Source organism: Pseudonocardia kongjuensis (assembly GCF_039526905.1).
GTDB classification, from domain to species: Bacteria; Actinomycetota; Actinomycetes; order Mycobacteriales; family Pseudonocardiaceae; genus Pseudonocardia; species Pseudonocardia kongjuensis.
The window spans coordinates 135217-160697 of sequence record NZ_BAAAJK010000008.1 but is presented as its reverse complement, the minus strand read 5'-3'; the positions used below and the strand labels follow the sequence as shown (position 1 = coordinate 160697).

The window sequence follows — 25481 nt, the reverse complement described above, 5'->3', positions numbered from 1 at the left end:
GTGGACCAGAACAAGGGCGCCATCGTCACCGCCGCCGCGGCCGCGGTGATGACGTTCCTGGCCGCGGTGCTGAGCATGGGCATCGCGATGTTCACCGTCGCCGACGGCGCCCTGCCCGGCGGTGGGTGCGACGGCGACGGTGGCCTCGGCGGCGGATCGCAGTCGATCGGGGGCACCGACTGGAACGCCGAACAGACCGAGAACGCCGCCACGATCGTCCACCGCGTCGTCGAACGCAGCCTGCCCCGCCGGGCCGCGGTGATCGCGATCTCGACGGTGATCGTCGAGGCCGAGCTGGTCAACGTCGGCTACGGCGACCGTGACTCCCTCGGCCTCTACCAGCAACGCCCCTCCCAGGGCTGGGGCACACCGGAGCAGGTCCTCAACCCCGTCGCGGCCACCGACACCTTCCTCGACCGGCTCGTGGAGCTCCCCGGCTGGGCCGGCATGCCACCCGGTGATGCCGCCCAGGCCGTGCAGCGCTCGGCTTTTCCCGACCGATACGGCCCCCAGGAGGGGCCGGCCGCAGCGTTGGTGGACCGGTTCTGGGTCGGCCCGGACAACCCCGTCCCCGCCCCGACCGGCGGGCCAGACGTACAGCTGGCCTCGTCGGTGTACGCCTGCCCCGACCAGGGCGGCGCTGGTGTCCCGCTGGCCCCGTCCGACATCGACCCCCGCCAGGTCCCGCCCGGGTTCACCCCACCCGCCGACCCGGCGCGCCGCGCCGCTGTCACCTACGCGTTGGCCCAGCTCGGCAAGCCCTACATCTGGGGCGCCAAGGGCCCGCACGGGTTCGACTGCTCCGGGCTGATGCTCGCCGCCTGGGCCGCCGCCGGCGTCGCGATCCCAGCCGGGACGGTCAACCAGAAAAACGCCGGCAGCCCGGCCTCGGTCGCCTCGATCGCCCCCGGTGATCTGGTGTTCATCCCCGGCTCGCTCGGCTCCCCTACCAACCCGCGCCACGTCGGCATGTATGTCGGGCACGGCCTGGTCGTCAACGCCTACGACTCCTCTACCGGCGTGATCCTGCAGCCGCTGGCGGAGTGGGCCGACGAGATCACCCACATCCGCCACATCGCCGGACCCGCCGCTCAGCCCACCCCGGACGCCACCCTCGCCGAGGCCGCGCCATGACCAGCACAGACGACACCAGCGGATCCGGCCCGGATCTCTACACCCGGCTCGGCATCGCCCCGACCGCGACCGCCGAGCAGATCCGCCGCGCCTATCGGCGCCGGGTGCTGGAGCTGCACCCCGACCGCAACCCCGACCCTGCCGCCGGCGACCGATTCCACGCAGTGGCCGTGGCGTACACGGTTCTCGGCCACCCGGGCCGGCGCGCCGACTACGACACCACCCGCGCAGCACCCCCGGCCCCCGGTCCCGCTGTGCCCGACCCGCCCGGTCCCGCGAGGACACCTGACGAGTCCGGTTCCGACCACACACCCAGCGGTGATCCCGTCGCCTACACCGACTACGCACCGACCAGCGGCTACGCACCACCACCGCCGCCCGGCGCGCCCGGACGAGTCGAGCCACCGCGCGACACCACCCGCGCCGCGCGGCCGGGTGCACCGTTGCCGGCCGGGTGGCCGGTCGGGCACCTCGACCACCGCCGCCTGGCCGGGCGGGTGCTGCTCGGGGTGTGGCGCCTCGCGCCGCTGCCGACCCGGCGGCTCGCCGCCGCGGCGGTCGTGGCGGCCGCGATCGCGGGCGCCGCGCTGGCAGTGGCCGCCCGCGACCAGATGCCGGTCGAGGCGGTCGTGATCGGCTCGCTGGCCGCGCTGGCCCTGGGGTGCTGGACCGTCCGCGCCCTGACCCTCGCCGTCCTGCACGTCCGCCGCCGCGCCGAGCAGGCACGCTGATGGGGTTCCTCGCCCGCCGCAGCACCCCACCACCTGCCCCCGCGACGCCGGGACCACCCTCCCCGGCCCGGGCGTCGCCGGCGGCGCGGATCCGATGGCACCACACCGACCAGGTCGGGTGGAACAGGCTGCCCGCCGCCGCCCGCGACGTTCTGACTCTCGCCGGTTACACCACCGGCGACGCGCTCGCGGCCGGCACCTGGGCACCGGCCACCCGCCGCGACCCCACCGGCCGGTACTGGCTCGACACCGACGCCTGGTGGATCGACTCGACCACGCTGCTCACCGTGCGCGCCCGCGAGGCCCTCACCCCGGGTGGAACCTCCCGCGCCGGACGCCCCCAGCTGCGCCGGACCGGAGGTGGTGGCCGCGTGAAGGTCACCACCCACCCCCTGACCGGGCCCGCGCCGACCGGGCAACGCTGGAGCCGCCCGGCCGAACAGGGCCACAGCGGCGCCGCCCCGCCGGGTGTGCGGGTCACCGATCAGGTCATCGACGTTCTGCCGCGCGCGGTGCGGGCCGAGCTCGCCACGCCCACCGGGCAGATCGCGATCCGTCACTACCCGCCCCACGGCGGCTACCACGACCAGGTCCTGGCCTACCGGCGACTCTCCCCCACCGAGCTGCTCGCCGTGGCCGCGGTTCGGGAGGCCACCGCCTACCCCGATCCGGACGCCGCGATCGATGCCGCGGACTGGCACGTCACCACCTACCGGCCCCTTGTCGGGCCAGCCACGCACACGGAGCTTCGCATGTGACCCGCGTCGAACCGCCGACCTCGATTCATCTGCCCTCTCTTGGAGATCACCTTGGGTATCAACCGGCGTTCGTTCCTCGCCCGCGCCCGCCAGGCTGGGCTCGGTGTCGCCCTGACCGGGTCGCTGCAGGGCCTCGTGGGCGCTCCGGCATCCGCGGCGCAGCCCCCTGCGGGTTTCACCGGCTACGGGCCGCTGGTCGACGATCCGACCGGCAGGCTCGCCCTGCCCGAGGGCTTCTCCTACCGGGTGGTCACCGAGGCCGGGAAGACCCGGCTGTACTCCACGGACCTATCCCCTGGGATCCACGACGGCGCTGCCGCCTTCCGAGCCCCCGACGGCAACCTGCTCGTCGTCCTCAACCACGAGGTCCGCGACGGCCCCAGCGACGATGGCGCCGTGCCCCACCTGCCCGGCTACACCTGGCGCGACGACGCCGGTGGGGGCTGCACCGTCGTCAAGACCACCCCCGACGGCGAGCTCATCTGGGAGACCGTCGCCCTCGCCGGGACCTCCACCAACTGCGCCGGCGGCGTCACACCCTGGGGAACCTGGCTGGCCTGCGAGGAAACTGAGGACGACGGACACGGCTACGTCTTCGAGGTCGACCCGGTCGATCTCGAAGCCAACCGGGACCCGCAGCCGATCACCGCACTCGGCCGCTTCCCCCACGAAGCCTGCTGCATCGACCCCGACACCCTGGACATCTATCTGACCGAGGACGCCACCGACCCCTTCGGCACCGTCTACCGCTGGACCCCGCCCGCCACGTTCCGCGGCGCCAGCGGCGCCCTCAAGCAGCTCGACGCCGGCGCCGGTGAGCTCGCCGCGATGGCCTGCACCGACACCGACGGGACGCTCGTGGACGACCTCGATCAGGCCGACGAGCCCGGCACCGCCTACACCGTCGGATGGGTCCCGGTCACCAACCGCGCAGCCGAGAACGGGGTGCTGCGCTCCCTCGACGGCATCACCCGCGCGGCGAAGCTCGAGGGCGCCTGGTGGGCCGACGATGGCGCCTACCTGGTCAGCAGCTACGCCGACTCGCATCGCGGGCAGATCTGGCACTACAGCCCGGCCGAGGCGACGCTGACCCTGACCACCGTGTTCGCCGTCGACGCCGACGGCGAGACCGTCGAGGCCCCGGACAACATCGTCGCTGCCCCCTACGGCGGGCTGATCGTGTCCACCGACGGCGACGGCGACAACCACCTCGCCGGCATCACCTCGGCCGGGACCGCCTATCCCCTCGCGCGCAACCAGATGGGCTCGGAGTTCACCGGCCCGACGTTCTCCCCCGACGGCCGCGTGCTGTTCGCCGGGATCCAGAAGCCCGGGGTGCTGTTCGCGATCACTGGGCCCTGGCAAGGGCCGGGAGCGGCCGGCCGCACTGACCAGCGATCGGCCGCCGGCACGTCGGATCGCCGAGGGGACCGGTTCGTCACGTCGTGGCGGTGTCTCTCAGTCCCCCGCCCGTGAAGGAGTTGTTGGGTGATGACCCGTTCCCGTACTGATCGTTCCTGGGCCGAGGAGGTGGCTCTGCCGGCGACGGCGCTCGGCCTGGCTGTCGGCGCGGTCGTAGTGCTGGAGCTGGCCTCGGTGGCGACCGGGGTGCTTTCCGGCGCCGGACGATTGCTGCTGGTCGGCTTCGATGATCTGGCCGAGTTGCTCCGGTCGTGGCTCGGTGCCCCGTTGTCCGCCGATAGTGCGGTCGGGCACCTGACTGAGCATTCGGCGCTGTTCGTGACCTGTGTGGTCGTCGCGGTGCTGGGGCTTGTCGGGCTCGCTGTGGTTGCTCGGGTGTGGTGGGCCAAGCGCTGGGCTCCTGCTCCGCCTGGGCATGCCAGTTGGGAGCAGATCAGCGCTGAGTTCTCGGAGGCTGCGGTGCGCCGCAGCGCAGCGCGTACGCGGCCGTCGATGAGCAGCGCAGAGCTGCGTGGCGCCACCGCCACCGAGCTGGGCTTCCCGCTCTACCACTACCGCAACAGACCGCTATACGGGGCTTTCGTGAACCTGACCGGCACGCTGGCTCCGACCCAGTCCGGGAAATCCCGCAAGGACCTGGTGCACAAGGTCCTCGATGCACCTGGGGCGATGCTGTGCTCGACGACCAAGCTCGATCTGGTCGAGTTCGCGGCGCTGTCGCGGTCGCGCCGGTCGCTGGCCGGGCCCGTGATCGTCTACGACGCCACCGGTCGGCTGCGCTGGCCCGCCCCGCTGCGCTGGTCGCTGATCGACGGCTGCCAAGACCAGCAAGAGGCCAGCCGCCGCGCCTACACCCTGGTCGAGGCTGCCGCCCTGCGTGTCGAGGCCGGTGGAGGGGGCGGCGCCGGCAACGACCGCGTGTTCCGCGAGCGCGCCGTCGTCGTGCTCACCGCCTACCTCGTCGCCGCCGCGGTCTCCGACTCGTCGGTCGACACGATCCGTGCGTGGGCCACCGAGCCCCCCGAACCCGGCGCTCCGAGCGCGCCGCCGTCTCAGGCGGGTGGTCGCGTAGCAGCGCCCCCACCTAGGCCGGCGCGGCGGCTGCCGGCTGACCCCCGTCCGATCGAGATCCTGCGAGAGGCGGGCCGCGCGGAGATGGCGGCCAACCTGCGTGCGGAGATGGATCTGGACCCCCGGACCGCGTCAGCGGTATGGATGTCAGTGCGCCGGGTCGTGGGCGCCTGGACCGATCCGCGAGTGCGGGACCTGCTGAGCCCGGCCCGCGGGCGTGGCCTGGATGTGCGCCGGTTCATCGGCCAGGGCGGCTCGCTGTTTCTGATCGCCGACCAGCAGCAAGCCGCGGAAGCCGTGCCTGTGCTGACCGCGCTGGCCGAGCACTTCCTGCGCACCGCGCAGGACATGGCCATGGACTACCCGGCTCGACGGGCCGACCCGCCGGTCACCGTGGTGTTCGACGAGCTGGCTAACGGAACCCCGGTTCCGCGTCTGGCCGAAGTCATCTCCGACGCCGCAGGCCGAGGAGTCGTGATCCACTGGGCCGCTCAGTCCCTCGCCCAACTCGAACGCCTCTTCGGGTCCGTCGGCGAGCGCGAGGTCCGCGACAACACCACCACCCTCACTGCGTGGGGCGGGATCAAGGACGACCGCACCCTGCAGTGGCTGTCGGATATCTGCGGTACCTACGAGCGCACTCGACGTCAGAGCCAGGCCGACGGGTTGCTCGGCCGGGAACGCCACAGCTACAGCACCGAAACCGTCCCGGTGATGCGCCCCGGGCAGATTCGAGAGCTGCCCGCCGGGCAGGTGCTGGCGCTCCACCGCGGCGTTCGCTGTTTCGTCGCCGCCGCCGTCGACGTCACCAAGCGTCCTGATAGCGCCCAGATCGACGTCGACGTCGCCACGTTGCGGGACGGCACCGCGATCCCGATCGACGACCGCGGCTACCGCACCGGGTCCCCGCACAGCGAGCGAAGGACCTAAACCATGGTCATCCGCCAGCAACAGCCCACGGCGGGTCGAGGACGCCCTCACCCGATCGTGGGGCGGGCGTGCAGTGCCGCGCTACTGGCCACCGCCGTGTTCTGCGCACCCTTCATCCACCCCTCGCCCGGATCCCCCGCGGCGATCGAGCGCACCGCGGGCTGGACGGTCCCCGCCGTACCGAGTCAAGACGACGATTCCCCCTCCGACAGCGCACCAGCCCCGAACCCGCTGGTTCTCGACGGCGGCAGGCAGGTCGACGACGTGCAGAGCTGGGAGCGGCAACGACGTCCCGAGCTGTTGGAGGCATTCCAGGAACACGTCTACGGCCAGAGCCTGCCCCCACCAGAGGAAGTGACCTTCGACGATGGTGGGGGCAGCGGCAGGTCCGCGAAGACGGTCACCATCAACGTGACCGGCCCTGCCGGCTCGGCGAGCTTCACCCTGCGACTGTTCGTGCCCGACACCGGTACCCCGAAGGGCACCTTCCTGCTGATCGATCACCGAGGCTCGGTCAGCGACGATGCAGGCTCGTCGTCGGGCTATGCGCCGACGGCGAAGATCCTCGAGGCCGGCTACGCCTTGGCTGCCCTCAACGCCGAAGAGGTCGCGCCCGACGACGCAGGAAGCTATCGCGATGGCGTGATCAACGCCTTCTACCCAGCTGACCAGGACCTGCCCTCCGACGCCGGGCGCACGATCAGCGCCTGGGCCTGGGGCGCCAGCAGGGCCATGGACTACCTCGAGACCGACCCCGACATCGACCCCAGCAAGGTCGCAGTCATCGGTCACTCACGCGGCGGCAAGGCCGCCTTCTGGGCCGGCGCCCAGGACACCCGCTTCCCCGTCGTCATCTCCAACAACTCCGGCTCCACCGGCGCCAAACTGGCCAGACGCGACGACAGCGGCGAGTCCATCTCCGCGATCACCGACCAGTTCCCCCACTGGTTCCCCGACACCTACCGCCGCTACGCAGGCAACGCCGAGTCACTCCCGGTCGAGCAGAACCAGCTTCTTGCCTTGATCGCGCCCGGGCGAGTCGTGGTCGGCAGCGCTACCGACGACGGCAACGCCGACCCTCAAGGCGAGTTCCTGTCCTACCTCGGCGCAGCACCGGTCTACGAGCTGTATGGCCTCGGCGACACCGGACTGACATCACAGAGCTGGCCGCCAGCTGAGGACCGGGGATTCCGAGGACCGGGGATGAGCTACCACCTCCGATCAGGCAGCCACGGCCTCGAGGACACCGACTGGGACATCTACCTCAATGGCGACCTCTTCGAGAGGTAGCTCTGACGCGCTGTCGGCGCCGAGTGGCCAGCATCTGGATCGGGGCCTGCCCATGACAGGGGATGTGCCACAGCGGGTCGGTTTCGAGCGTGTCGTACCCGGCCTTCTGTGCGGCTGCTTCATCGAGCTGTTCGGGATCGGCTTGTGCGATCGCGTCGATGGAGCTGCGGCACCGGGCGATTTGCGGGTCCGGCGGCCCGTGCTGCCGGGGAGGACTATCGCTCCGCTGGGCCGTCGGCGTGGTCGTCGCCGGCTGCGGCGGTGTGCTCGATCTCGAGGGCCTGGCTGTGCGCGACCAGTGCGTCGTAGTCGAGGGCCGCGCCGCGTAGCAGGGTCTCGGTCAGGCGTTCGGCCTCGCGGTCGGACAGGTGGGCATTGTCGAACAGCGCGCGCTGGTAGACGAGGGAGCCGAGCAGGTCGAGGATCTGGTCGCGGTCGGTGTCGGGGCGCAGGTGGCCGCGGCTGATGGCGCGGTCGAGCATGGCCCCGACTGCGGCACGGGGCGGATCGAACACGATTCGCATGTACTGCGCGCGCAGATCGGGGTCGGCGGCGCAGTCGGCGTAGAGCGCGCCGAGCACGTCGGGTCGGATGGTGCGGAACTCGGCCAGGAAGATCAGTAATCCTTCGCCGAAGTCGCACAGCGTGCAGCCGGTGTCCGGCGATTCGGGGACGTCGAGCCGTGCGGCGATCGCGGCCAGGACCAGCCGGGGCTTACCGGCCCAGCGGCGGTAGATCGCCGGGCGGGTGGTGCCGGCCCGGCGTGCGACCTCCTCGACCGACAGGCCCGCGTAGCCGCTGGTGTCGAGCACCGTCATGGTCGCTCCGAGTACCGCGGCATCGATCTGCGGGTCGCGGGGACGCCCACCCGGCCGTGCACGCGTGGTCACTTGCTCACTGGACACGACGCCACCCTACCGCTACGTTACAGCTCCGATCGTAACGAAACTGCGAGGAGGACATCATGCGTACCGAGAGGCCGACACGGCTGGCGATCCTCGTCGGGAGCACCCGGCGCGGACGGTTCGCGAGCACGGTCGCGAGCTGGGTCGCCGCGCGGGCCGGGGAACGCGGCGACGTGCAGGTCGACATGATCGACCTGGTCGAGGCCGGGCTCCCCGACGTGCTGCCCGACGACGACTGGGAGCTCCCCGAGGAGGTGCTCAGCCTGGGGCCCTGGCTCGACACCGCCGACGCGTTCCTGGTGATCACCCCGGAGTACAACCACAGCTTCCCGGCACCGCTCAAGACGGCCATCGACTGGTTCCACGCGGAGTGGGCAGCCAAGCCGGTGGCCTTCGTGTCCTACGGCGGCATTGGCGGCGGCCTGCGCGCGGTGGAGCAGCTACGGCAGGTGTTCGCCGAGCTGCACGCGACCACGATCCGGGACGTGGTCAGCTTCCACGACTACCCCGACCGGTTCGGCCCGGACGGCGTGCCCCTCGACCCGAGAGCCGGCAAGGCGCTGGCCGCGCAGCTCGACCAGCTGAGCTGGTGGTCCGACGCGCTGCGCACGCACCGCGACCGCGTCCCGTACGCGACCGGCTCGTGAGCGGGGGCGAGGACCGATGACGGACCCGACGACCACCGACACCGACTCCGCGACCATGCCGCCGCCCCGGGCCGGGCCCCGCGCCTGGGTCGGACTGGCGGTGCTGATGCTGCCGCTGCTGCTGATCGCACTCGACAACAGCGTGCTCGCCCTGGCCGCCCCCGCGCTCAGCGCCGACCTGGCCGCCAGCGCCACCCAGCAGCTGTGGATCCTCGACATCTACCCGCTACTCATCGCCGGGTTCCTGATCACCATGGGCACCCTGGGCGACCGCATCGGGCGCCGCCGGCTGCTGCTGATCGGCGCGGCCGCGTTCGCGCTCGCCTCGCTGGCCGCAGCCTACGCACCCACCGCCGAAGCGCTCATCGCCGGCCGAGCGCTGCTGGGCCTCGCCGGGGCGACGCTGATGCCCTCCACCCTGGGCCTGATCCGCACGCTGTTCCCGGATCCGGTGCAGCGCACCTCCGCGATCGCGATCTGGATGGCCGCCTTCATCGTCGGCGGCGCCGCCGGCCCACTGATCGGCGGGCTGCTGCTGGAGCACTTCTGGTGGGGCTCGGTGTTTCTGATCGGCGTGCCGGTGATGGCGGTACTGCTGCTGCTGGGCCCGTGGCTGCTGCCCGAGGCCCGCGACCCCGACCCGGGCCGGATCGACCTGGCCAGCGTGGCCCTGTCGCTGGCCGCGATGCTGCCGCTGGTCTACGGCCTCAAACAGCTAGCCTCCGGCGGCTCGCTGCCGGTCGCGGTGGCCGCGATCGCCCTCGGGGCGGGCGCGGGGATCGCCTTCGTCCGGCGGCAACGCCGACTGCGCCACCCGCTGCTCGACCTCGCCCTGTTCACGGTCTCGGCCGTCACTGCGGCGCTGATGGTGCTGCTGCTGACCCAGATCGTGATGACCGGGACGTTCTTCCTGTTCCCGCAGTACCTGCAGTCGGTCCTCGGCCAGTCCGCGCTGCACGCGGCGCTGTGGATGGTGCCGCTGATCGGCGCGTCGCTGGTGGCATCCCTGCTCGCCCCGCGGCTGGCCGGACGGCTCGGGCGCGCACAGGTGGTCACCGCGGGCTCCCTGGTCGCCGCGCTCGGCGTGACCCTGCTCGCCGCAGCCGCAGCGACCTCTCTGTTCGGACTGCTGGTCGCCGGCTCGGTACTGCTGGCATTCGGAGCCACCCCGATCGGGGTGGTGGCGACCGACCTAGTCCTCGGCCACGCCCCACCCGAACGCGCCGGAACCGCCGGATCGCTATCTGAGACCAGCAGCGAGCTCGGCGCCGGACTCGGCATCGCGCTGCTGGGCAGCATCGTCGCCGGCCTCTACCGGGCCGGCGTCACCGACACCCTGCCCGCAGACCTGCCCCCGCAAGCCGCCGACGCCGCCCGGGACACCGTCGCCGGCGCCGCGGCCGCGGCCGAACACTTCCCGCCGGGCCTGGCCGATGCCCTGCTCGAACCCACCCGAGCCGCGTTCAGCACGGGCTTGGTCGTCGCATGGCTCGCCGGCGCCGCCGTCATGACCGGCGTCGCCGTCCTCGCTGCCACCAGGCTCCAGCGCTCCACCCGACCGGTTCGCACCGACACCGGAAACCAACGACAGGACGAGGAGCAACGATGCTGAAGCAGATCCGCACCGACCTCTGGCAGACCCGGCCCTACTCGCCGATGCCCGGCATGACCACCCACGCCTACCTGTGGACCGGAGCACCGGACGGGAACGTGCTCTTCTACTCCACCGGCACCGAGGACGACTTCGACGACCTCGACACGCTCGGCGGGATCGCCCACCAGTACCTCACCCACGAGGACGAGGCCGGCACGGTGCTGCCGCGCATCGCGGAGCACTTCGGCGCCCGGCTGCACGCACCCGCCCGGGAGCGTGACGCCATCGCCCGCTTCGCCACACCGCACGAGCTGTTCGAACAGCGGCACGTCGACGAGCGCGGCGTCGAGGTGATCCCCACCCCGGGCCACACCCCCGGCAGCACCAGCTTCCTGGTGCCCGGCGCCGGCGGCGAGAGCTACCTGTTCGCCGGAGACACCGTGCACCGTCCGGAGGACGGGGACTGGACCGCCGGCTACATCCCCGGGGTGAGCGACGCCGACGAACTCGTCGCGAGCCTACGGCTACTCGGCACCTTCGAACCCGACCTGGTGATCTACGCCGCCGGAGCCCACCCGGTCGACGCCGAGGGCTGGGCGGCAGGCGCGGAGACCGCCGTCGCCACCGTCCCCGGGGCCTTCAACAGGACATAGGTGAAGGCCCCGGTCGAGGGCCCCCTACCGCGGCGCACGGCGCACGGCGCACTCACGCGTCTCCGCATCGAACTCCCGAGGCGCAGGCACTAGTTCAGTCTCCTTGCTAGATCACAGCCTCTCCACCGCCCAGGACGACTCAACCGTCCGTCGTGCCATCGCCAGCCCCCTTGCCGACCGCCGCGAAGAGAACGACATGCCACTCGCCTGGATCGCTGAGCAGGTCCAGTCAGTACCGGCAGGGCTCGAGCCGCGGTGCACCTTGCGGGGAGAGATCAGATAATCCGATCATTCATGTTATGACAGTTTTGGCGGCAAGCATGGGTACCCCGCGCGTCGTTGGTCCCAACTTCAGGGCCGGTTGATCTACCACGGCGGACGCCGAAGTGACTGCGTAAATGCGGCGGGCTGCTGCTGGTGCGCGGTCCGCAGCAGTGCGATACCTGGCGCCAGCAGGGTTTACAACTGGGCTCATCGGCGAAGCTTGTCGGCTCCAAGCCGCTGGCCGCCGAGGACACAGCGGGCCGTTGACAGGCTGTACCTCCTTGTGGCGTGCCCGGTCCTCGCCGTGCGCGGAGCGACATCCAGCCTCCGTAGGCCCATCCAACCGAGACAGCGGGTTCGACGCCCCTCGTGCCACCGATCGGAGATGTATGCGGATACACGGCGCGGCTGCACAGGGATCGCTGCCCGGTGGCGGCGCCCCGCGAAAAGGCAACGCGGAATGGCGGACACCGGCGAGGCTCCGTTCGGGATAAACGCCGTTTACGTTGCCGGAGCGGTCCTGGGCCCGATGACGGTGCCTGTCGGTCAGTCATCGTGAGCGGTGGGGAAGGTAGTGCCGCCGAGTCCCGGACGCGCAACCGGTTGCGACACCTGCCTGCTTAACGCCTGGTAGGTGCCAGTACCAGCGCCTCGTGCAGGACGGCCGCCCCCCGTGCCCGGAAAGCACTGGTTGATCCGGCAGCGCAGCAGGACCGCCGCCAGTGAACGACGCCAACTCCAGGGCCCGGTCGCCCACCCGAGGGCTGTACCCAGTCGATTCGACGTTCAGCCCACCGAGCCCTCATCCAGCTTCGCTCGTGCTGATGCCTGCGACACGGGTCGCGTCCGTCGACGTGGTGGATGGAGATAGCCACCGCGCCACGACGCTGTCAGCGCCTGTGAAGACCTCAGCCCTCACCGATGGCCCCAGCCAAAGGTTCTCGAAGCCGTGGCCTGGTCAAGTCCGCTGGCGTGGTGTGTGACGACTACCGCGTGATCTTCTAGTTCTGTCAGGCGCTGAGCGCCGGGATCGTGTCTGTTGAGGTCACCTCCTCGCTGCTGGAGCCGGTGCCGGGGACTGCGGTGACGCGGGAGCGGGCGAGGACCTCGAGGCCGAGGTAGCGGCGTCCCTCGGCCCATTCGTCGTGTTGCTCGGCCAGCACGGCGCCGACGAGACGGATCAGCGAGTTGCGGTCCGGGAAGATGCCGACGACGTCGGTGCGACGCCGGATCTCGCGGTTGAGTCGCTCGGAGGGGTTGTTCGACCAGATCTGTCGCCAGACCTCTTTCGGGAAGCTGGTGAAGGCCAGGACGTCGGCGCGGGCGGTGTCGAGGTGCTCGGACACCGTCGGGAGTTTCTCCGCCACGCCGTCGAGGACCCGGTCGAACTGGGCGTGAACGCTGGTGGCGTCGGGCTGGTCGTAGACCGAGTGCAGCAGCGCCCGCACCCACGGCCAGCTGGACTTGGGGGTAGCGGCCATCAGGTTCGCCGCGTAGTGCGTCCTGCAGCGCTGCCAGGCAGCGCCGGGCAGGGTGGCGCCGATCGCGTGGACGAGCCCGGCATGAGCGTCGCTGGTGACCAGCCGGACCCCGGACAGGCCGCGGGCGGTCAGGTCGCGAAAGAACCCGAGCCAGCCGGCTCCATCCTCGGCGGAGGTGACCTGCAGGCCGAGGATCTCCCGGTGCCCGTCAGCGTTGACGCCGGTGGCCAGCAGAGCGTGCACGTTGACCACCCGCCCGCCCTCACGCACCTTCAAGACCAGGGCGTCGGCGGCGATGAAGGTGTAGGGGCCCTGGTCGAGCGGGCGGGTCCGGAATTGCTCGACCTGGCCGTCGAGGTCTCGGGCCATCTCCGAGACTTGCGACTTCGACAGTCTGGTGATCCCGAGGGACTCGACGAGCTTCTCCATCCGCCGCGTCGACACCCCGAGCAGATAGCAGGTCGCGACCACCGTCGTGAGTGCCCGCTCCGCCCGGCGGCGACGTTCCAGCAACCAGTCGGGGAAGTAGGAACCGTTGCGCAGCTTCGGGATCGCTACGTCGATGGTGCCCGCGCGGGTGTCGAAGTCACGGTGTCGGTAGCCGTTGCGGATGTTCGTGCGGGCCTCGCTGCGCTCGCCCCACGCTGCCCCGCACACTGCGTCGGCATCGGCGGACATGAGTGTGTTGATGAACGTGGTGAGCATCTGGCGCAGCAGATCGGGACTCGCCTGGGACAGCTGCTCGTGCAGGAACTCGGAGGGGTCGATACTGGAGGGTGCGGTCATCGCGTGGAACTCCTGAAGCACTGTGGAAGGTCTCCAGAAGATCACGCGGTGGCCGCCCCACACCTCGACGCCACGGCCCTGACCAGGACCGGGTCGCACACCACCTTGGTCAGTGTAAGAGTGATCTTGGCTCGTCGGGCTCGCTCTACCACTTTGTGCCGTTCGTGGCCTGGTCCCCTTGTGCGGCCGGACGAGCCAGCTGGACCGACCGGCGTGGCTTGATAGGAGCGTGGCACGGTCCCCACTGAGCTATGCCCGCCGGCCGGTCCTGTCGCCCCGACCTCGAAGACAGGGAGACCGACTCATGGTGGTTCTCGGGATCGACGCACACAAGCGCAGCCACACCGTTGTCGTCGTCAACGACGTTGGCCGCAAGCTCGGTGAACGCACGCTCGGCACGACCACGACCGACCACCTGGCTTTGCTGACCTGGGCAGAGACGTTCGGCGCCGAACGACTGTGGGCCGTCGAGGACTGCCGTCACCTCTCCCGTCGACTCGAACACGACCTGCTTGGCGCCGCCGAACGCATCGTCCGAGTGCCGCCCAAGATGATGGCCCAGGTCCGCGACAGCGCTCGCAGCTACGGCAAGTCCGACCCGATCGACGCCCTCGCCGTCGCCCGGGCTGCTCTGCGCGAGCCAGACCTGCCCACCGCGCAGCTCGACGGCCCTGCTCGGGAAGTACGGCTGCTCGCCGGCCATCGAGACGACCTCGTCGCAGAGCGGACCAGGATCATCAACCGCCTGCGCTGGCACCTGCACGAGCTCGACCCCGGCTGGGAGCCCGCGGCTCGCAGCCTCTGGCGGCCTAAGAACCTCGCCGCGATCACCGAGCGACTCGCCGGCCTCGACGGGCTCGTCCCTCGGCTTGCGCGCACCCACGTCGATCGCTGCCGCGAGCTGACCAGCCAGATCCGCGACCTCGACCGCGAACTCGAGGTCCTGGTCACCCGGCTCGCCCCGACCCTCGTCGCGCTCTGCGGGTGCGCCACACTCACCGCAGCGAAGATCATCGGGGAGACGGCCGGTGTCGATCGGTTCCGCTCACGGCACGCCTTCGCCCGCCACAACGGGACTGCGCCCGTCCCGGTCTGGTCGAGCAATCGCCATCGCTTCCGGCTCTCGCGCACCGGCAACCGGCAGCTCAACGCCGCGCTCCACCGCATCGCCATCACCCAGGCCCACTACCACCCGCAGGCCAGAGAGCTGCTGCAGCGACGCCGAGCCGGCGGCGACACCAAGACCGAGTCCATCCGAGTGCTCAAGCGAAGATTGTCCGACGTCGTCTACCGCGCTCTACTCGCCGACCTCGACCGCAGCTCTCGGCCGCAACACGTCGCCGAGAGCGCCGCTTGACATAGGAGCAAGTGGACGCCACTCGTGGCCTGTGTTCAAGGCGGCGCCTCATTGACACGACCGAGCGGGCGAGCCGATCGATGACCGCCCAATGATGGGATAAACGGCGTTTACCCCGTCCTGGCGCCATTTCCCTCGCAGACTGAGCGGAAGAGGACGGGAACCCCTGAGCACCGCGCACAGCACCACCGATCCCACGACGTGCTACGTGCTCCATATCCTGGGGAAGCCCAAGCCTGACTGGCGTGAGACTCCTCCTGTAAACGGCGTTTGCTCTTGAGACAGCGACTTCGTCGGCCCCACCTGAGTCGCGTGGGCGCGACGAGTCGCGAGGTCCGGACCGACGAAACGGCCTGTGGAGGGGTAAACGGCGTTTACCCCTCCACAGGCCGATGCCCGCCGGGTGCCGCTCCTAAGCCTCGGGCGCTGTGGACGAGCCATCATCGTGTTCGGCGGGACTCGCGAGGTAAGAAGGTTCAGCCAGCAGCTTGATCAGCTCGGCCCGCTCGGTCTCGGTGAACACTTCCCGGATGGAGGCCGCGGCGCGGGCTGGGCTCGACACTGCAATGCTCCGACGACGTCGCGGCGGTTCGATGCCGCGAGCAGGGGCATTGGTGGTGGGCTTGCGGTACGGCGGACCGGCAGCTGCAATCGCGTACTGCTCCGCCTCGGACAGCCCACCGAGCTGCCGGGCCTGTTCGACCTTGAGACTTCCAGCCTCGAGGGCCTCTCGCAGTGGCTCGATCAGTCCGAGCAGCGCAAGGCGCTGACTTACGTACATCGGAGTCCGGCCGATGCGCGCGGCGAGCGCGCGTTGTGGGATCCCGGACTCGCTCAGCAGTCGCTGCATCGCCTCAGCCTCATACAGCGGTCCGAGCGCTTTGCGGTGGCTGTTCTCCACCAGCATGACCTCGTACATCGAAGCCACTCGGTCGTCGTTGACCAATGCCGGGATGTGCGGCAGCCCGGCGACCGTAGCCGCCCGTAGCCGCCGGTTCCCGATGAGCGCCACCCAGCGCGCGGCGTCGAGAGCGCCGGCCTGATCCGGGTAGCGCTCGAGGAAGGCGCTCGCCGAGCAGACCACGATCGGCTGCAGCACCCCGTGCCCGCGGATCGTACTAACGAGCTCGTAGAACTCGGCGTCTTCTTCGTCTCCCGCCGCACGCTGGTTGAGCGGATTGCTGACGATGTCGGGCACGGGCAGCATCGAGGTATCGGGCCCTGGTTCGGGCGAGCTGTCCGGCGCGGGGGCAGGCACGGAAGCCACCGCAGGCTCTCGAAGCGACCTCAGGGATTCCGTCGGAGGGGTGTAGTCGTTGGGGACTTCCTCACGAGCCAGCTCTGCCAGGTTCACACGCTTCCCCACTGGCTCAGTCCTCGTTGCCCGCGTAAACGCCGTTTACGTCGTTGGAGTGCCGAGGCCCGTTTCCCCCGGTGCCGAGCACCTCGAGCGCCAGGCGGAAGAAGTCCTGGCGGGCTTCAAGGGCGACTCGGTTCTTGGCGTACTGCACCACAGTGACCCCTTCGGCGGAGGCGCGGGTGTGTAGCTTGTAGTGGCGGATCACGGTGTTGAAGACCGGCCAGCCGCGCGCGGCGACATACTCACGGGTCTGGTCGAGATCGCCTCTGCCATCGCGGGGGTCCCAGTTGTTGAGTAGCACCCGCCACGGCACTCCGGCCGGCTCGACGACTCGCTGGATCGATCGGGTCGCTGGGGAGAACGACATCGGCTCCGGTTCCAGCGGGACGATGACGTCGTCGGCCTGGGTCAGGACGGTCTGCAGGATCGACTCGTCTTCCAGCGTCCCAGGGGTGTCGACGAAGATGTGTGAGTACTGCTGGATCTCGCGCAGCTTGCTCAGCAGGTTGGGGTTGTCGTGGCACTGCTCGAAGTCGAACGGCAGCGCGTCACCCACGCGCTGGGCCCACTCGAGCATCGATGCCTGTGGGTCCGTCGACACCCCCAGGACCGGTGAGGACTCCGCGGTCCCTCCGAGGGTGTCGGCCACGACCGCGGCGAGATTGACAGTGACGGTGGTCTTTCCGACCCCGCCCTTCTGATTGGCGATGACATGCACGCGCGCCATGGAGAATCCCTCCGTCTGCTTCCCACCCGGGCAGGTGGTACTTCGGATCGGAGTTATCGTCGCAGATCAGGCGATCACGGTCGCACAACGACCTCCCTCGGCGTGCCGCAACCCGTGCGCCGGTCGGCGGTAAACGGCGTTTACTGCGACCAAGGGCGCCGCGAGCCACTCCGCCATAGACCCGCAACACCCGCTCCAGTAATCGAACATATGTTCGTGCTATGACCTGGACGGGGCGGAGTCCGTGCGTGATCGCCTCACCGTGGGCCGGCCCCGAAGCACGTCAGAATCGGCAGGGCCAGGCCAGCACCTGTCCTAGGATGACACCCGGAACCTGCACCAGCAGACAGCCATGGCGACCAGCGGTACTTGGGAGGTCAGCGATGATTCGTGGTCGGTTTGGCGACACGCACGTCGCCCCAGCACCGCTCTTTAACGTCAGCGACCCCCTGGCCACTCCGCCATCCGACGCGCACGAGGTGCAGTTTCGGATGCCGCTGTCGCTGTCGGCGCTGCTCGACGGCATGGCCACAGCAGGCTTGGACCAGGACGTCGCGGCGTGGGGGGCGGCCTACACGCAGCTGGTGCAGGAGCAGGTTCTGCGTCGGGTGCAGGAGGCGTGTGGCTACGCGGCTGATCCCGCGAGCCCGGATGTCGGTCGGCCGGCGCGTCTGGAGTTGGCGGCCGTGGTGGAGGCTGCGGTGCCGGGGATCGACGCGGCGCGGTGGCACTGTCACGTCTACATCGGGTCGACAGCGTGCGTGCTGGCCACAGGGGAGCGGTTCCCTGTCTATGTGCCGAAGATCCAGCGGGGTGTGTTCGGCCTTGCTGACGGGTTCCACACCCGGGACGTGCGAGAGCTCGCGGAGCGCGAGTTCGGCGTGACATGGGGTCGTCCTCGGCCGAGCGCCAAGCTGGACGAGATCGTGGATCCGCCGTGGCACGAGCACATCAGTCCTTCGACCGTCCGTGGTGTGTGTCCCGGGCCGTGGGACGTCCAGGGTGTGCGGGTTGTGGCCGACGAGGAGAGCCTGCGTGTTGCTGCGGAGCAGGAGGTGTTTCTGCGCGCGGAGCTGGAGCGGCGGGAGACCGAGCCCGAGCCGTCGCCGCCGACGCTGATGGAGCAGTACGCCGAGTTGCTCGGTGATGCGGCGGTTTCACCGCGGTCTCGCTGACCGGAGCCCGTCCGCGCGGCAACCGCCGCCGTTCCACCGTGTCGGGAGGTATCGTCCGGGCAGACTGCCGCGGGTTCTGAGACACCCCCGTGGGGGAGCCCCGCGCTCTTGTGCGGAGGCTCCTGGCTTCTCGCCGGGCCGCCTGCGGGGCGGCGGGACTATTCGTCGTAGCCGTAGTCGGTGTCGTAGGGGTCGTAGTCCGCGCCGTGCTCCTGGACCTGTTCGTGGATCTGCTCGGCCTGGCCACTCTGGTGCTGGTGGCGTTCGTTCTCGATGGCGAGCTGGTCGCGGTGGGCCCGTTCGGCATAGCCACTATCGAGGTCGCGGTCCTGGTGGGGCTGGTCGTTCTGGACACGGGCCCGCTGGTGCAGCTCTCGGAGCTGCGACTCACGGGTCACACGGCGTAGATCATCGACTGCGTCGCGTGCCGCGCCCGGGTCGCGCTCGCCGCTGTGGCCAGCACCGTTGTCCACGGAGGGTTCCTCCTGGGCGGCCTCGGGTGTCGCGCTCGCGCGCGGCTCCTGCACGTCCGGTTCGACCGCAGGAGAGTCGACGCGGTGCCCGAGGTCCGGGGCCGGCCCCGACTCCGAGTCCGCGCCCGGCCCCTCATGCTCGGCACTCGACTGCGTGGCGGCTGGGCTGCTCCCGGGCTCTGCGGCCCCGGCGGGTTCCGGGACGTCGGTGGGCAAGGTGAGTTGTTCCCCTGTTGCGGGGGCCGGGGTGTCGCGCCAGGCGGGGAGCTGGCGTCGTTCCAGTTCCCCGGCCGCGGCCTGGTCGGCCTCGCGCAGCGGGGCAACCTCGTCCCACCACTGCTGCCGGGCCTCGTACTCCTCGGCCATGTCCGCCGCTTGGGCGGTGTAGGCCTGGGCGAGGGCGCGGTAGCGGTCGGCGGCCTCGATCAGCTCGTCGCGGTCGGGACCGTCGGCTGTGGCGTCTGCTTCGGCTGCGGTGAGCACGGCGTCGTCGTTGATCTCGGTGGCCAGCCGCTGGGTGGCGGCCAGGTCCTCACCGACGGCGCGGGGCCCGTACTCATCGGCGTGGTACAGCGCGAGCGCCCAGGCTTCGCGGGCCTGGTAGAGCTCGCTGTCGGTCTTGTGCTGCCAGGCCAGCGCGGTCGGGTCGGGGTCGAGGGCTTCGGTGGCTTCGCGCCACAGCGCGTAGGCGAAGGGCTGCTGGGTCGGCGGCGCCTGCCCGAGCGAGGACTGGTGCTCGGGGATACCTCGGTACTCCCGGTACGCCGCGACCACTCCGGCGCGGTGCTCCCATGCGTGGCGGGCCTCGGTGTCGTCCTGGTCAGGGACGTCCGGGAGCCGGTCGAGCGCCCACTGCGGCGGCTCGAGAGCGATCTCGGTTCCGAGCGCGCTCTGCCGGTCGGCGGCCAGTTCCCCGAGCTGGTGGAGGTAGTCGCGGACAGGGCCGGGGGCCAGGGTGTCGGCAACCGCGGTCCAGCCGTGTTCCGGCTCGACAGTTCCGTTCTCCGGTGCGCGGGCGGTGGTGAGCTCACCGACGCGCCAGTGCAGAACCTTCGCGATGGACTCGGCGTCGTCGAACCCGCGGCATTGCACGGCCTCGGTGAGCAGCGCGCGCGGGTCGTGTCCGTCGAGTTCAGCACCGTAGACGGCGGCCAGCATGCGTCCGTAGGCGTCCTCGTCCTGCAGGCGTTCCATCTGCTCGTCGGTGAGCAGCTCTGTGAGGATGTCGGCGTTGCGGCCGCCGGAGGCCCGCATGCTGACCTGGTTGATCAGGGCACCCAGAGTCTCGAACGAGGCAGTGTCGTGCTCGGCGATCTCGCGCACGGTCAGCGCCGCTTCCGCGACGTCGCTGCGGGCGAGGATGTCGGTGAGCCGCTGGACGGGGGTGTCCTCGATGCGCCGCTGGTCGTGCCCGTCCGGGGCCTGCTCGGTGACCATGTAGAGCAGGTTGTTCTCCCGCCCGCGGCTGATCGGCACATACACCGACTCACGGGTCGCGTCACGGTCGAGCAACCCTCGCCCGACATCGACGGTCACGCCTTGGGCCGCATAGGCGGTGACGGCGTAGCCGAGGATGACGTGCTTCTCGACGTACTCGGGGGTCAGATGCGCGACCGCGCCGCGCTGGTCTCGCGCGAGGATCGCGCCGTCGCGGCTGAGGCCGATGACGGTGTAGCGCTCCTTGTTCAGGACCTCGCCAACGGTGCCGTCCGGAGCGGGATCCACGCGCAGTCGCCGGTCGTTGCGGGTCGCCTGGATCAGGTCCCCGACCCCTATCTTGTTCTCGACACCCCCGCGGCTCACTGTCGCCAGAACGTCGGGGGATACGCGTCCGAGGTCGACGAGGGTCTCGTGAACCTGCCTCGACATCTCCGCTGCTGTCCGGTTGGTGCCGACGATGAGCAGAGCGTCCTTGCCGTCGAGCATGTCGGCCATGTGCCCGCGCACGGCGTGCTCGCTCATCTCCTCCACCGTGCCCGTGCGCAGCCGCCCCCGGTCGGCGTACGCGGCGACCGCTGCAACGTCGCCTACGCGCAGCTGCAGCGACGCCTCGGCCTCCCAGGCGTGGCGGAACCGGTGCACCGTGTCCAGCTCGAGAACGCCGGCCTGGGCGGCGAGGTGAGCGAACATGCCACCTGCGCCGACCGGCTGGAGCTGATGGTGATCGCCGACCAGCAACACCTTGGCCCCGGCCGCGGCTGCGGCGTCACTGATCTCGACCAGCTCGGCGGTGCTACTCATGCCTGCCTCGTCAACGACCACCAGGTCCCCGGCGCACAGCCGATCACGAACCTCACCGGTGCTCGGGTCGGGCAGGAACCGCTGCCGCCACTGCGCGGTGTTCATCCCCTCCAGGCCGAGCTCGGCCAGGTTCCGCGCGGCCATCTCCGCGGTCGCCAAGCCCAGCACCCGCCCACCGTGCTCACCCGCCCACACAGCCGACAGAGCCCCAACGGTGTGCGACTTCCCGGTGCCCGCCGGCCCGACCAGTACATCCACAGTCCGCCCGGACCCCAGCACCCCAGCAACCACCGCAGCCTGATCAGCAGACAGCTTCTCAGCGCCGAGCACCTCACCGAGTTCGACGAGCCGGCTGGCCGGAAGCGGGGTGAGGCCGTCGGTGCGGCTGTAGCCCAGCAGCCGCTCCTCAGCGGTCACCGCCGCGGTGGTCGCGTAGCGCTCGTCGATGTGGGCGCGGAACATCGACCGGCCATCGCCGCCGGCGCCGAGGCGACGCAGCTCGTCCGGCACCGGCACCGGGTCGGACGCAGAAACCTGCACGATCCCGAACTGACCGTGCTCGGCCAGCACCGCCTCGGTCAGGGTGGCCATGAACGCCGGACGGGCGGCCGCCGCCACCCCGAGCGCGGCCGCGTGGTCACCGAGGTGGTCATCGATGGCCGCGGTCAGGTTCCCGACCGTCCACGACGCATACCGGCTCTGGACATCAGCCACTCCAGCCTCGATAGCGATGGCCACTGCCCCCGCCAACGTGGCCGCACCCTCACCGACAGCCGTGTTCTGACCGGACACCGCCCGCCCGGCCCCGATGACCGCCAGGACCTCCAGCGCCGCCTCGCGACCGTCGGTGACCAGTTCCTGGCCACCACGCGCGGACACCGGATGGGTACCGTTGGTCGCCGCGGCCATCACCACCTCGTCGACCGCGTCCAGTGCGGCCGCGAGCCTATCCACCCGCCCCGGCTGACCGGTCGTCCACGCCAGCACCGCGGCCGGACCGGCCAGCCCGCGCTTCGGCTCACGGGTCCCCTTGACCGCCTGCTCCACCAACGCCCGCCGCGCCCGCGGCCCCGGGGCCCGCCCGTGCCGAGCCGTGTAGGCCTCCACCAGCTCCGCAACCGCCGGGCGGACACGCTCCAAGGTGCGGGTGCTCGCCTGCGCCAACAGCTCCGGGTCGAACCCGGCGATCTCCCGCGCCAACCCGTCAGGCCGCAGCTGGAACAGCACCCCCATCCGCTCGGTCAGCAGCTGCTGATAGGCCCGCGTGTAGGCCGCCGACAGCGCCTCCTTCACCGGCCGGAACGCCTGCCCATCCAGCGCGAGCACCCGCCCATCCGCGGTCGCGGCACGGTTGAGCACCCCGGCGTGCGAGTGCAGCTGCGGCTCACCGTCACGGTTGGTGTGGTGCCCGTAGACCACGGCGGCCAGGCCCGTGGCCGCCTCCCACTGACCCACTGTCCGCCCCGACGGGCCCCGGCCCTCGTGCCGGCCAGAGCGGACATACGCCACGTCGGACTGCACCGACGACAGCGCGATCCGCACCGCCTCGTCGTGCGCCCAGCGGACCGTCTCCGCGCCGTCATTGTCCCCGGCCGCGAGCAACGCCGTGTAGTACATCGACACCGACTTCACCGGCGAGAACGTCACGTCGTAGTAGGCCGTCGGAGTCCGGGTGTTGCGGTTCGCCGCCGTCTCGATCTCGAAGCGCCGCTCCGCCGATGCGGTCGGTTCTTCCTTGAGTGCGTCGGCCACGATCTGGGCTGCTGTGCGGAACTTCCGCGGCTTCGAACCGAGGTAGACCGGCGTCTTCTCGGTCGACCCCGCGAGCACGTGCTCGGGGTAACGCAGCTGCCCGAACACCGCCCGAACGTCATCTGCGGTAGCCGTAGCGCCGGCCTCGAACGGCAGCCCGAGCCCCTCGAACCCGGCACCGAACCAGACGCCGTCGGGCTCGCCGCGCTCGGCCGCAGAGGTCAGGTACTCGGCCGCGCCGGGGATGCGCTGCACGCCGTCGCCGCCGTTCTCGATATCCTGTTCCGAACCGTGCTCGTGGCCCTGTTCGGGGCGCGAATCGCACCCGTGGAGCAGGTACTCGACAGACCCGGGCGCCATCGCAGTGACCCGCACGACGCCCATGGCGAGCAGGCTACGCGACCGGCACCGCATCCGGCAAGATCATTTGATGCATAGGTGTGAGGCGTTGGAAGAAGGCAGGAAGAGATGTAAGATCAGGACACAGCAACATGATCGACAAGCGGGGTTTCGGAACGGACCGAGTCAGACCAGGGTGAGGCCGAGTCGGAACGCTGAGAGAGACGTATGTGGAACGACGTCAAAGTGAGAGTGGCGGCGCCACTGAGATGAGAGTGCGGGCGCCAGCAAAATGAGAGCGGCTACGGCGCCGGCGGGGCAGGGTCTGCGGCGAGGCTGTAGTGGGCGTCCTCGGTGAGTTCGAGGTAGCTGCCCCCGGTGTGGCGGCGGACGAGTCCGCGTTGTTGCAGGGCGACGACCGCGGCCGGGTCGTAGGCCAGGTGCCTCTCGGTGATGCTGCGTGGGTCGTGCGCGATGGCATACAGCAGACGAGCGATCTCGACGTCCAGGGACGGTTCGGGGTTATGGAGCCGGTGCAGCGCGGCGCGTTGGGTGTCGGTGAGGTGCCGGTCGCGGGCGCGCAGCCCCCGGACCGGGGGCGGGCTCGTCGCTGCCGGGTCGTGATCGATACGCAGTCCGGTGTCGGCGAGCTGGGCCTCGAGGGCGGCCAGCGCGTCCCCGATCCGGGCGAGGGGCCAGCCCAGGGCGTCGGCCAGACCGGCGGAGCTGACCGCGGCCGGGGCGCGGCCGGGTGGGCAGGTCACGGTGGCCAGGGCGGCCGCGAGGACGGCGACGTCCGCTGGCTCGGCGTGGGCGAGCTGGTGCCGCCGTTGAGCGTTTCGGGTGGGTGCTCGGAACAGTTCGGTGGGGTGCAGGTCGAGGACCTGGCAGAGCCGTTCGAGCAGGCCGAGGGTGACGGTGTCGTGGTCGTTGTCGGTCCACAGGCGTGCCGGGCCGGTGACCGCGCCGGCGCCGACGCGGTCGGCGAGCTCGGTGTGGGTCATCCCGGCCGCGACGCGGCGCTGCTCGACCAGCGCCCAGTCGATGACCAAGCGGCGGGCCGGCCGCCGGGGCCGGTCGGTCACGAGCCGCTCCGCGAAGGCTGGTGCAGGTCGGTCACCGTCGCATTCCGGAACGACGCAGCCGGCAGCACGACCCCGGCGTGGGTCGCGCCGGTGTGGCCGAGCCGGGCCAGGGCACGGTCATCGAGCGGTGCACCATCGGGCCGGGTGAACAGCCGCCCCGAACCCGCCTCGGCGTCGGTGGTCGACGGCCCGGACGTGTCGCCGGGCGGCAGGAACGACGGCCGGGCCAGGACAGCCCGGACCAGGCCGGCCGCGCGTGCGGGAACGCGGTAGCTGAGCATGCTGCTCAACCGCACATGCAGGCCGCGGCGGTGCTCGGTGAGGTCCCCTGGACGTAGCCGGCACAGCCGGCTCGCCGGTAGCCCGGTGGCGCGGGTGAGCACCACGGCGGCGGCCGTGGTCGGGTCGCAGAGACCACGCAGCCGGGCCACGGTCGACGGGTCGAGGCGCGGCTCGAGACGCACGGTCGCCGCACCCCAGGTCCGGCACGAGCGCGGGCGCACGTCTAGGAACAGGCCCTCGGCGAGCAGCCCGGCCTGCGCGGCCCGTACCCGGGTCAGGACCTCGGCGGTGCTGGTCGCGTCGATCGTGAGCTGCTGCAGCACCGCATCGGCAAGCTCGGCACGACTGATGTCGCTGAGCAGGCTCAACCGCAGCCCCTCGGCGCGCGTGCGGGCCTGCGCGAACGTGCCGCGATAGACGGCGTCGACCCGGGCGAACGCGGCCGCGGACAGCACGCGGCGGGCGGTGGCCCGAAACTGCGGGAACTCCACATCGGGCACCGCCGGGAAGCCGTCGTGGTCGTCGCGCTGGCCGGCGACGGCGGCGGCCGGTGCCAGCGCGGCCAGCCCGGCCCGCCACGGCCGCACCAGCGGGGCACGGCCACCGCTGGCCGCGGCCAGGGCGGCGCGCTGCCCATCAGCGGCGGCGGATCCGGCGTCGACCAGCCACAACCGGGTGCCGGCGGCAGCGGCCAGGAGGGCCAGGTCGCCCCAGCAGGCGGCGGGGAGCCGGTCGGCGCGCAGCACGACCAGGTCCGTGATGGGTTCGGCCGCGAGCCAGCACCCGGCCAGTTCCCAGGAGCGGTAGCTGGGGCGTTGCACCGGCCGCGCGGTCGGGAGCTTGCCCAGCGCGACCAGCAGGGCTGCGCCCAGCTGCGGCCGCGAGCCGGTGCCGGGGTGCGGCAGGCACACCACCACACCCCGCTGGAGGGCGTGGCATGCCATGACCGCGGTCAGGCAGGCCGGGGAGTCGTCGGGGTCGGTGAGCACCGTGACCACCGGCCCGACCATGCCGGGCACCACAC

18 protein-coding genes are annotated in these 25481 nt (G+C 71.0%); 11 read left to right on the top strand and 7 right to left on the bottom strand.

The window, feature by feature from the left end; translation table 11 throughout:
• The 6 genes from ABD160_RS13270 to ABD160_RS13245 are packed head-to-tail and all read left to right on the top strand — an operon-like array spanning position 1 to position 7336.
• Complete coding sequence (locus ABD160_RS13270) at positions 1 to 1134, top strand: C40 family peptidase (protein WP_344022049.1); 1134 nt, start codon at positions 1 to 3, stop codon at positions 1132 to 1134.
• On the top strand, positions 1131 to 1865 hold the full coding sequence (locus ABD160_RS13265; protein ID WP_344022047.1) for a J domain-containing protein: 735 nt from the start codon (positions 1131 to 1133) through the stop codon (positions 1863 to 1865). The genes ABD160_RS13270 and ABD160_RS13265 overlap by 4 nt, the downstream gene beginning before the upstream one ends.
• The gene (locus ABD160_RS13260) at positions 1865 to 2623 is read left to right on the top strand and encodes a hypothetical protein (protein WP_344022045.1); all 759 of its coding nucleotides are present in this window, start codon (positions 1865 to 1867) and stop codon (positions 2621 to 2623) included. The genes ABD160_RS13265 and ABD160_RS13260 overlap by 1 nt, the downstream gene beginning before the upstream one ends.
• 51 nt (positions 2624 to 2674) lie before the next feature.
• Entirely contained in the window at positions 2675 to 4099 is a 1425-nt protein-coding gene (locus tag ABD160_RS13255; protein WP_344022042.1) for an alkaline phosphatase PhoX, read from the top strand.
• A 15-nt stretch (positions 4100 to 4114) separates the two neighbouring features.
• Positions 4115 to 6046: a type IV secretory system conjugative DNA transfer family protein gene (locus ABD160_RS13250; protein ID WP_344022040.1), complete on the top strand. Its 1932-nt coding sequence runs from the start codon at positions 4115 to 4117 to the stop codon at positions 6044 to 6046.
• A 3-nt stretch (positions 6047 to 6049) separates the two neighbouring features.
• Complete coding sequence (locus tag ABD160_RS13245; protein WP_344022038.1) at positions 6050 to 7336, top strand: glucuronyl esterase domain-containing protein; 1287 nt, start codon at positions 6050 to 6052, stop codon at positions 7334 to 7336.
• 215 nt (positions 7337 to 7551) lie between these two features.
• On the opposite strand, the gene ABD160_RS13240 is transcribed toward ABD160_RS13245, so the two are convergent.
• Positions 7552 to 8154, bottom strand: coding sequence for a TetR/AcrR family transcriptional regulator (locus ABD160_RS13240; protein WP_344022036.1), 603 nt, complete (start codon positions 8152 to 8154; stop codon positions 7552 to 7554).
• 146 nt (positions 8155 to 8300) lie between these two features.
• On the opposite strand from ABD160_RS13240, the gene ABD160_RS13235 reads away from it, so the two are divergent.
• From ABD160_RS13235 to ABD160_RS13225, 3 genes are read left to right on the top strand one after another with little or no spacing between them, the layout of a single operon-like run.
• Positions 8301 to 8888: an NADPH-dependent FMN reductase gene (locus tag ABD160_RS13235; RefSeq protein ID WP_344022033.1), complete on the top strand. Its 588-nt coding sequence runs from the start codon at positions 8301 to 8303 to the stop codon at positions 8886 to 8888.
• A gap of 16 nt (positions 8889 to 8904) precedes the next feature.
• Complete coding sequence (locus ABD160_RS13230) at positions 8905 to 10500, top strand: MFS transporter (protein ID WP_344022031.1); 1596 nt, start codon at positions 8905 to 8907, stop codon at positions 10498 to 10500.
• Positions 10494 to 11135 carry an MBL fold metallo-hydrolase gene (locus tag ABD160_RS13225; RefSeq protein WP_344022029.1) on the top strand — a complete coding sequence of 214 codons (642 nt, stop codon included), beginning with the start codon at positions 10494 to 10496 and terminating at the stop codon, positions 11133 to 11135. The genes ABD160_RS13230 and ABD160_RS13225 overlap by 7 nt, the downstream gene beginning before the upstream one ends.
• A 1274-nt stretch (positions 11136 to 12409) precedes the next feature.
• Here ABD160_RS13225 and ABD160_RS13220 read toward each other — a convergent pair.
• Positions 12410 to 13666: an IS256 family transposase gene (locus tag ABD160_RS13220; protein ID WP_125911373.1), complete on the bottom strand. Its 1257-nt coding sequence runs from the start codon at positions 13664 to 13666 to the stop codon at positions 12410 to 12412.
• A 304-nt stretch (positions 13667 to 13970) separates the two neighbouring features.
• Here ABD160_RS13220 and ABD160_RS13215 point away from each other — a divergent pair, with 304 nt between their 5' ends.
• Entirely contained in the window at positions 13971 to 15023 is a 1053-nt protein-coding gene (locus tag ABD160_RS13215; protein WP_344022027.1) for an IS110 family RNA-guided transposase, read from the top strand.
• Between the two features lie 412 nt (positions 15024 to 15435).
• Here ABD160_RS13215 and ABD160_RS13210 read toward each other — a convergent pair whose 3' ends face one another.
• On the bottom strand, positions 15436 to 16230 hold the full coding sequence (locus ABD160_RS13210; protein WP_344022100.1) for a ParB/RepB/Spo0J family partition protein: 795 nt from the start codon (positions 16228 to 16230) through the stop codon (positions 15436 to 15438).
• Positions 16231 to 16393: 163 nt separating this feature from the next.
• Complete coding sequence (locus ABD160_RS13205) at positions 16394 to 17110, bottom strand: ParA family protein (RefSeq protein ID WP_344022025.1); 717 nt, start codon at positions 17108 to 17110, stop codon at positions 16394 to 16396.
• 491 nt (positions 17111 to 17601) lie between these two features.
• On the opposite strand from ABD160_RS13205, the gene ABD160_RS13200 reads away from it, so the two are divergent.
• On the top strand, positions 17602 to 18285 hold the full coding sequence (locus ABD160_RS13200; protein WP_344022024.1) for a hypothetical protein: 684 nt from the start codon (positions 17602 to 17604) through the stop codon (positions 18283 to 18285).
• Positions 18286 to 18443: 158 nt separating this feature from the next.
• Here the strand turns inward: ABD160_RS13200 and mobF are convergent, their stop codons facing one another.
• From mobF to ABD160_RS13185, 3 genes are all read right to left on the bottom strand, one after another.
• Positions 18444 to 23135 (bottom strand): MobF family relaxase, encoded by a 4692-nt coding sequence (gene mobF, locus ABD160_RS13195; protein ID WP_344022022.1) that lies wholly within the window; start codon positions 23133 to 23135, stop codon positions 18444 to 18446.
• A gap of 257 nt (positions 23136 to 23392) precedes the next feature.
• Complete coding sequence (locus ABD160_RS13190; RefSeq protein ID WP_344022020.1) at positions 23393 to 24175, bottom strand: helix-turn-helix domain-containing protein; 783 nt, start codon at positions 24173 to 24175, stop codon at positions 23393 to 23395.
• Positions 24172 to 25467: a hypothetical protein gene (locus ABD160_RS13185; protein WP_344022018.1), complete on the bottom strand. Its 1296-nt coding sequence runs from the start codon at positions 25465 to 25467 to the stop codon at positions 24172 to 24174. Before ABD160_RS13185 ends, ABD160_RS13190 begins: the two co-directional genes overlap by 4 nt.
• Between the last annotated feature and the right edge of the window lie 14 nt (positions 25468 to 25481).

Coding starts and splice junctions, on each gene's coding strand:
- ABD160_RS13265 (WP_344022047.1), top strand. CDS start 1,131: ATGACCAGCACAGACGACACCAGCGGATCCGGCCCGGATCTCTACACC.
- ABD160_RS13185 (WP_344022018.1), bottom strand. CDS start 25,467: ATGGTCGGGCCGGTGGTCACGGTGCTCACCGACCCCGACGACTCCCCG.
- ABD160_RS13210 (WP_344022100.1), bottom strand. CDS start 16,230: ATGCTGCCCGTGCCCGACATCGTCAGCAATCCGCTCAACCAGCGTGCG.
- ABD160_RS13205 (WP_344022025.1), bottom strand. CDS start 17,110: ATGGCGCGCGTGCATGTCATCGCCAATCAGAAGGGCGGGGTCGGAAAG.
- ABD160_RS13220 (WP_125911373.1), bottom strand. CDS start 13,666: ATGACCGCACCCTCCAGTATCGACCCCTCCGAGTTCCTGCACGAGCAG.
- ABD160_RS13225 (WP_344022029.1), top strand. CDS start 10,494: ATGCTGAAGCAGATCCGCACCGACCTCTGGCAGACCCGGCCCTACTCG.
- ABD160_RS13240 (WP_344022036.1), bottom strand. CDS start 8,154: ATGACGGTGCTCGACACCAGCGGCTACGCGGGCCTGTCGGTCGAGGAG.
- mobF (WP_344022022.1), bottom strand. CDS start 23,135: ATGGGCGTCGTGCGGGTCACTGCGATGGCGCCCGGGTCTGTCGAGTAC.
- ABD160_RS13245 (WP_344022038.1), top strand. CDS start 6,050: ATGGTCATCCGCCAGCAACAGCCCACGGCGGGTCGAGGACGCCCTCAC.
- ABD160_RS13250 (WP_344022040.1), top strand. CDS start 4,115: ATGACCCGTTCCCGTACTGATCGTTCCTGGGCCGAGGAGGTGGCTCTG.
- ABD160_RS13260 (WP_344022045.1), top strand. CDS start 1,865: ATGGGGTTCCTCGCCCGCCGCAGCACCCCACCACCTGCCCCCGCGACG.
- ABD160_RS13200 (WP_344022024.1), top strand. CDS start 17,602: ATGCCGCTGTCGCTGTCGGCGCTGCTCGACGGCATGGCCACAGCAGGC.
- ABD160_RS13215 (WP_344022027.1), top strand. CDS start 13,971: ATGGTGGTTCTCGGGATCGACGCACACAAGCGCAGCCACACCGTTGTC.
- ABD160_RS13230 (WP_344022031.1), top strand. CDS start 8,905: ATGACGGACCCGACGACCACCGACACCGACTCCGCGACCATGCCGCCG.
- ABD160_RS13235 (WP_344022033.1), top strand. CDS start 8,301: ATGCGTACCGAGAGGCCGACACGGCTGGCGATCCTCGTCGGGAGCACC.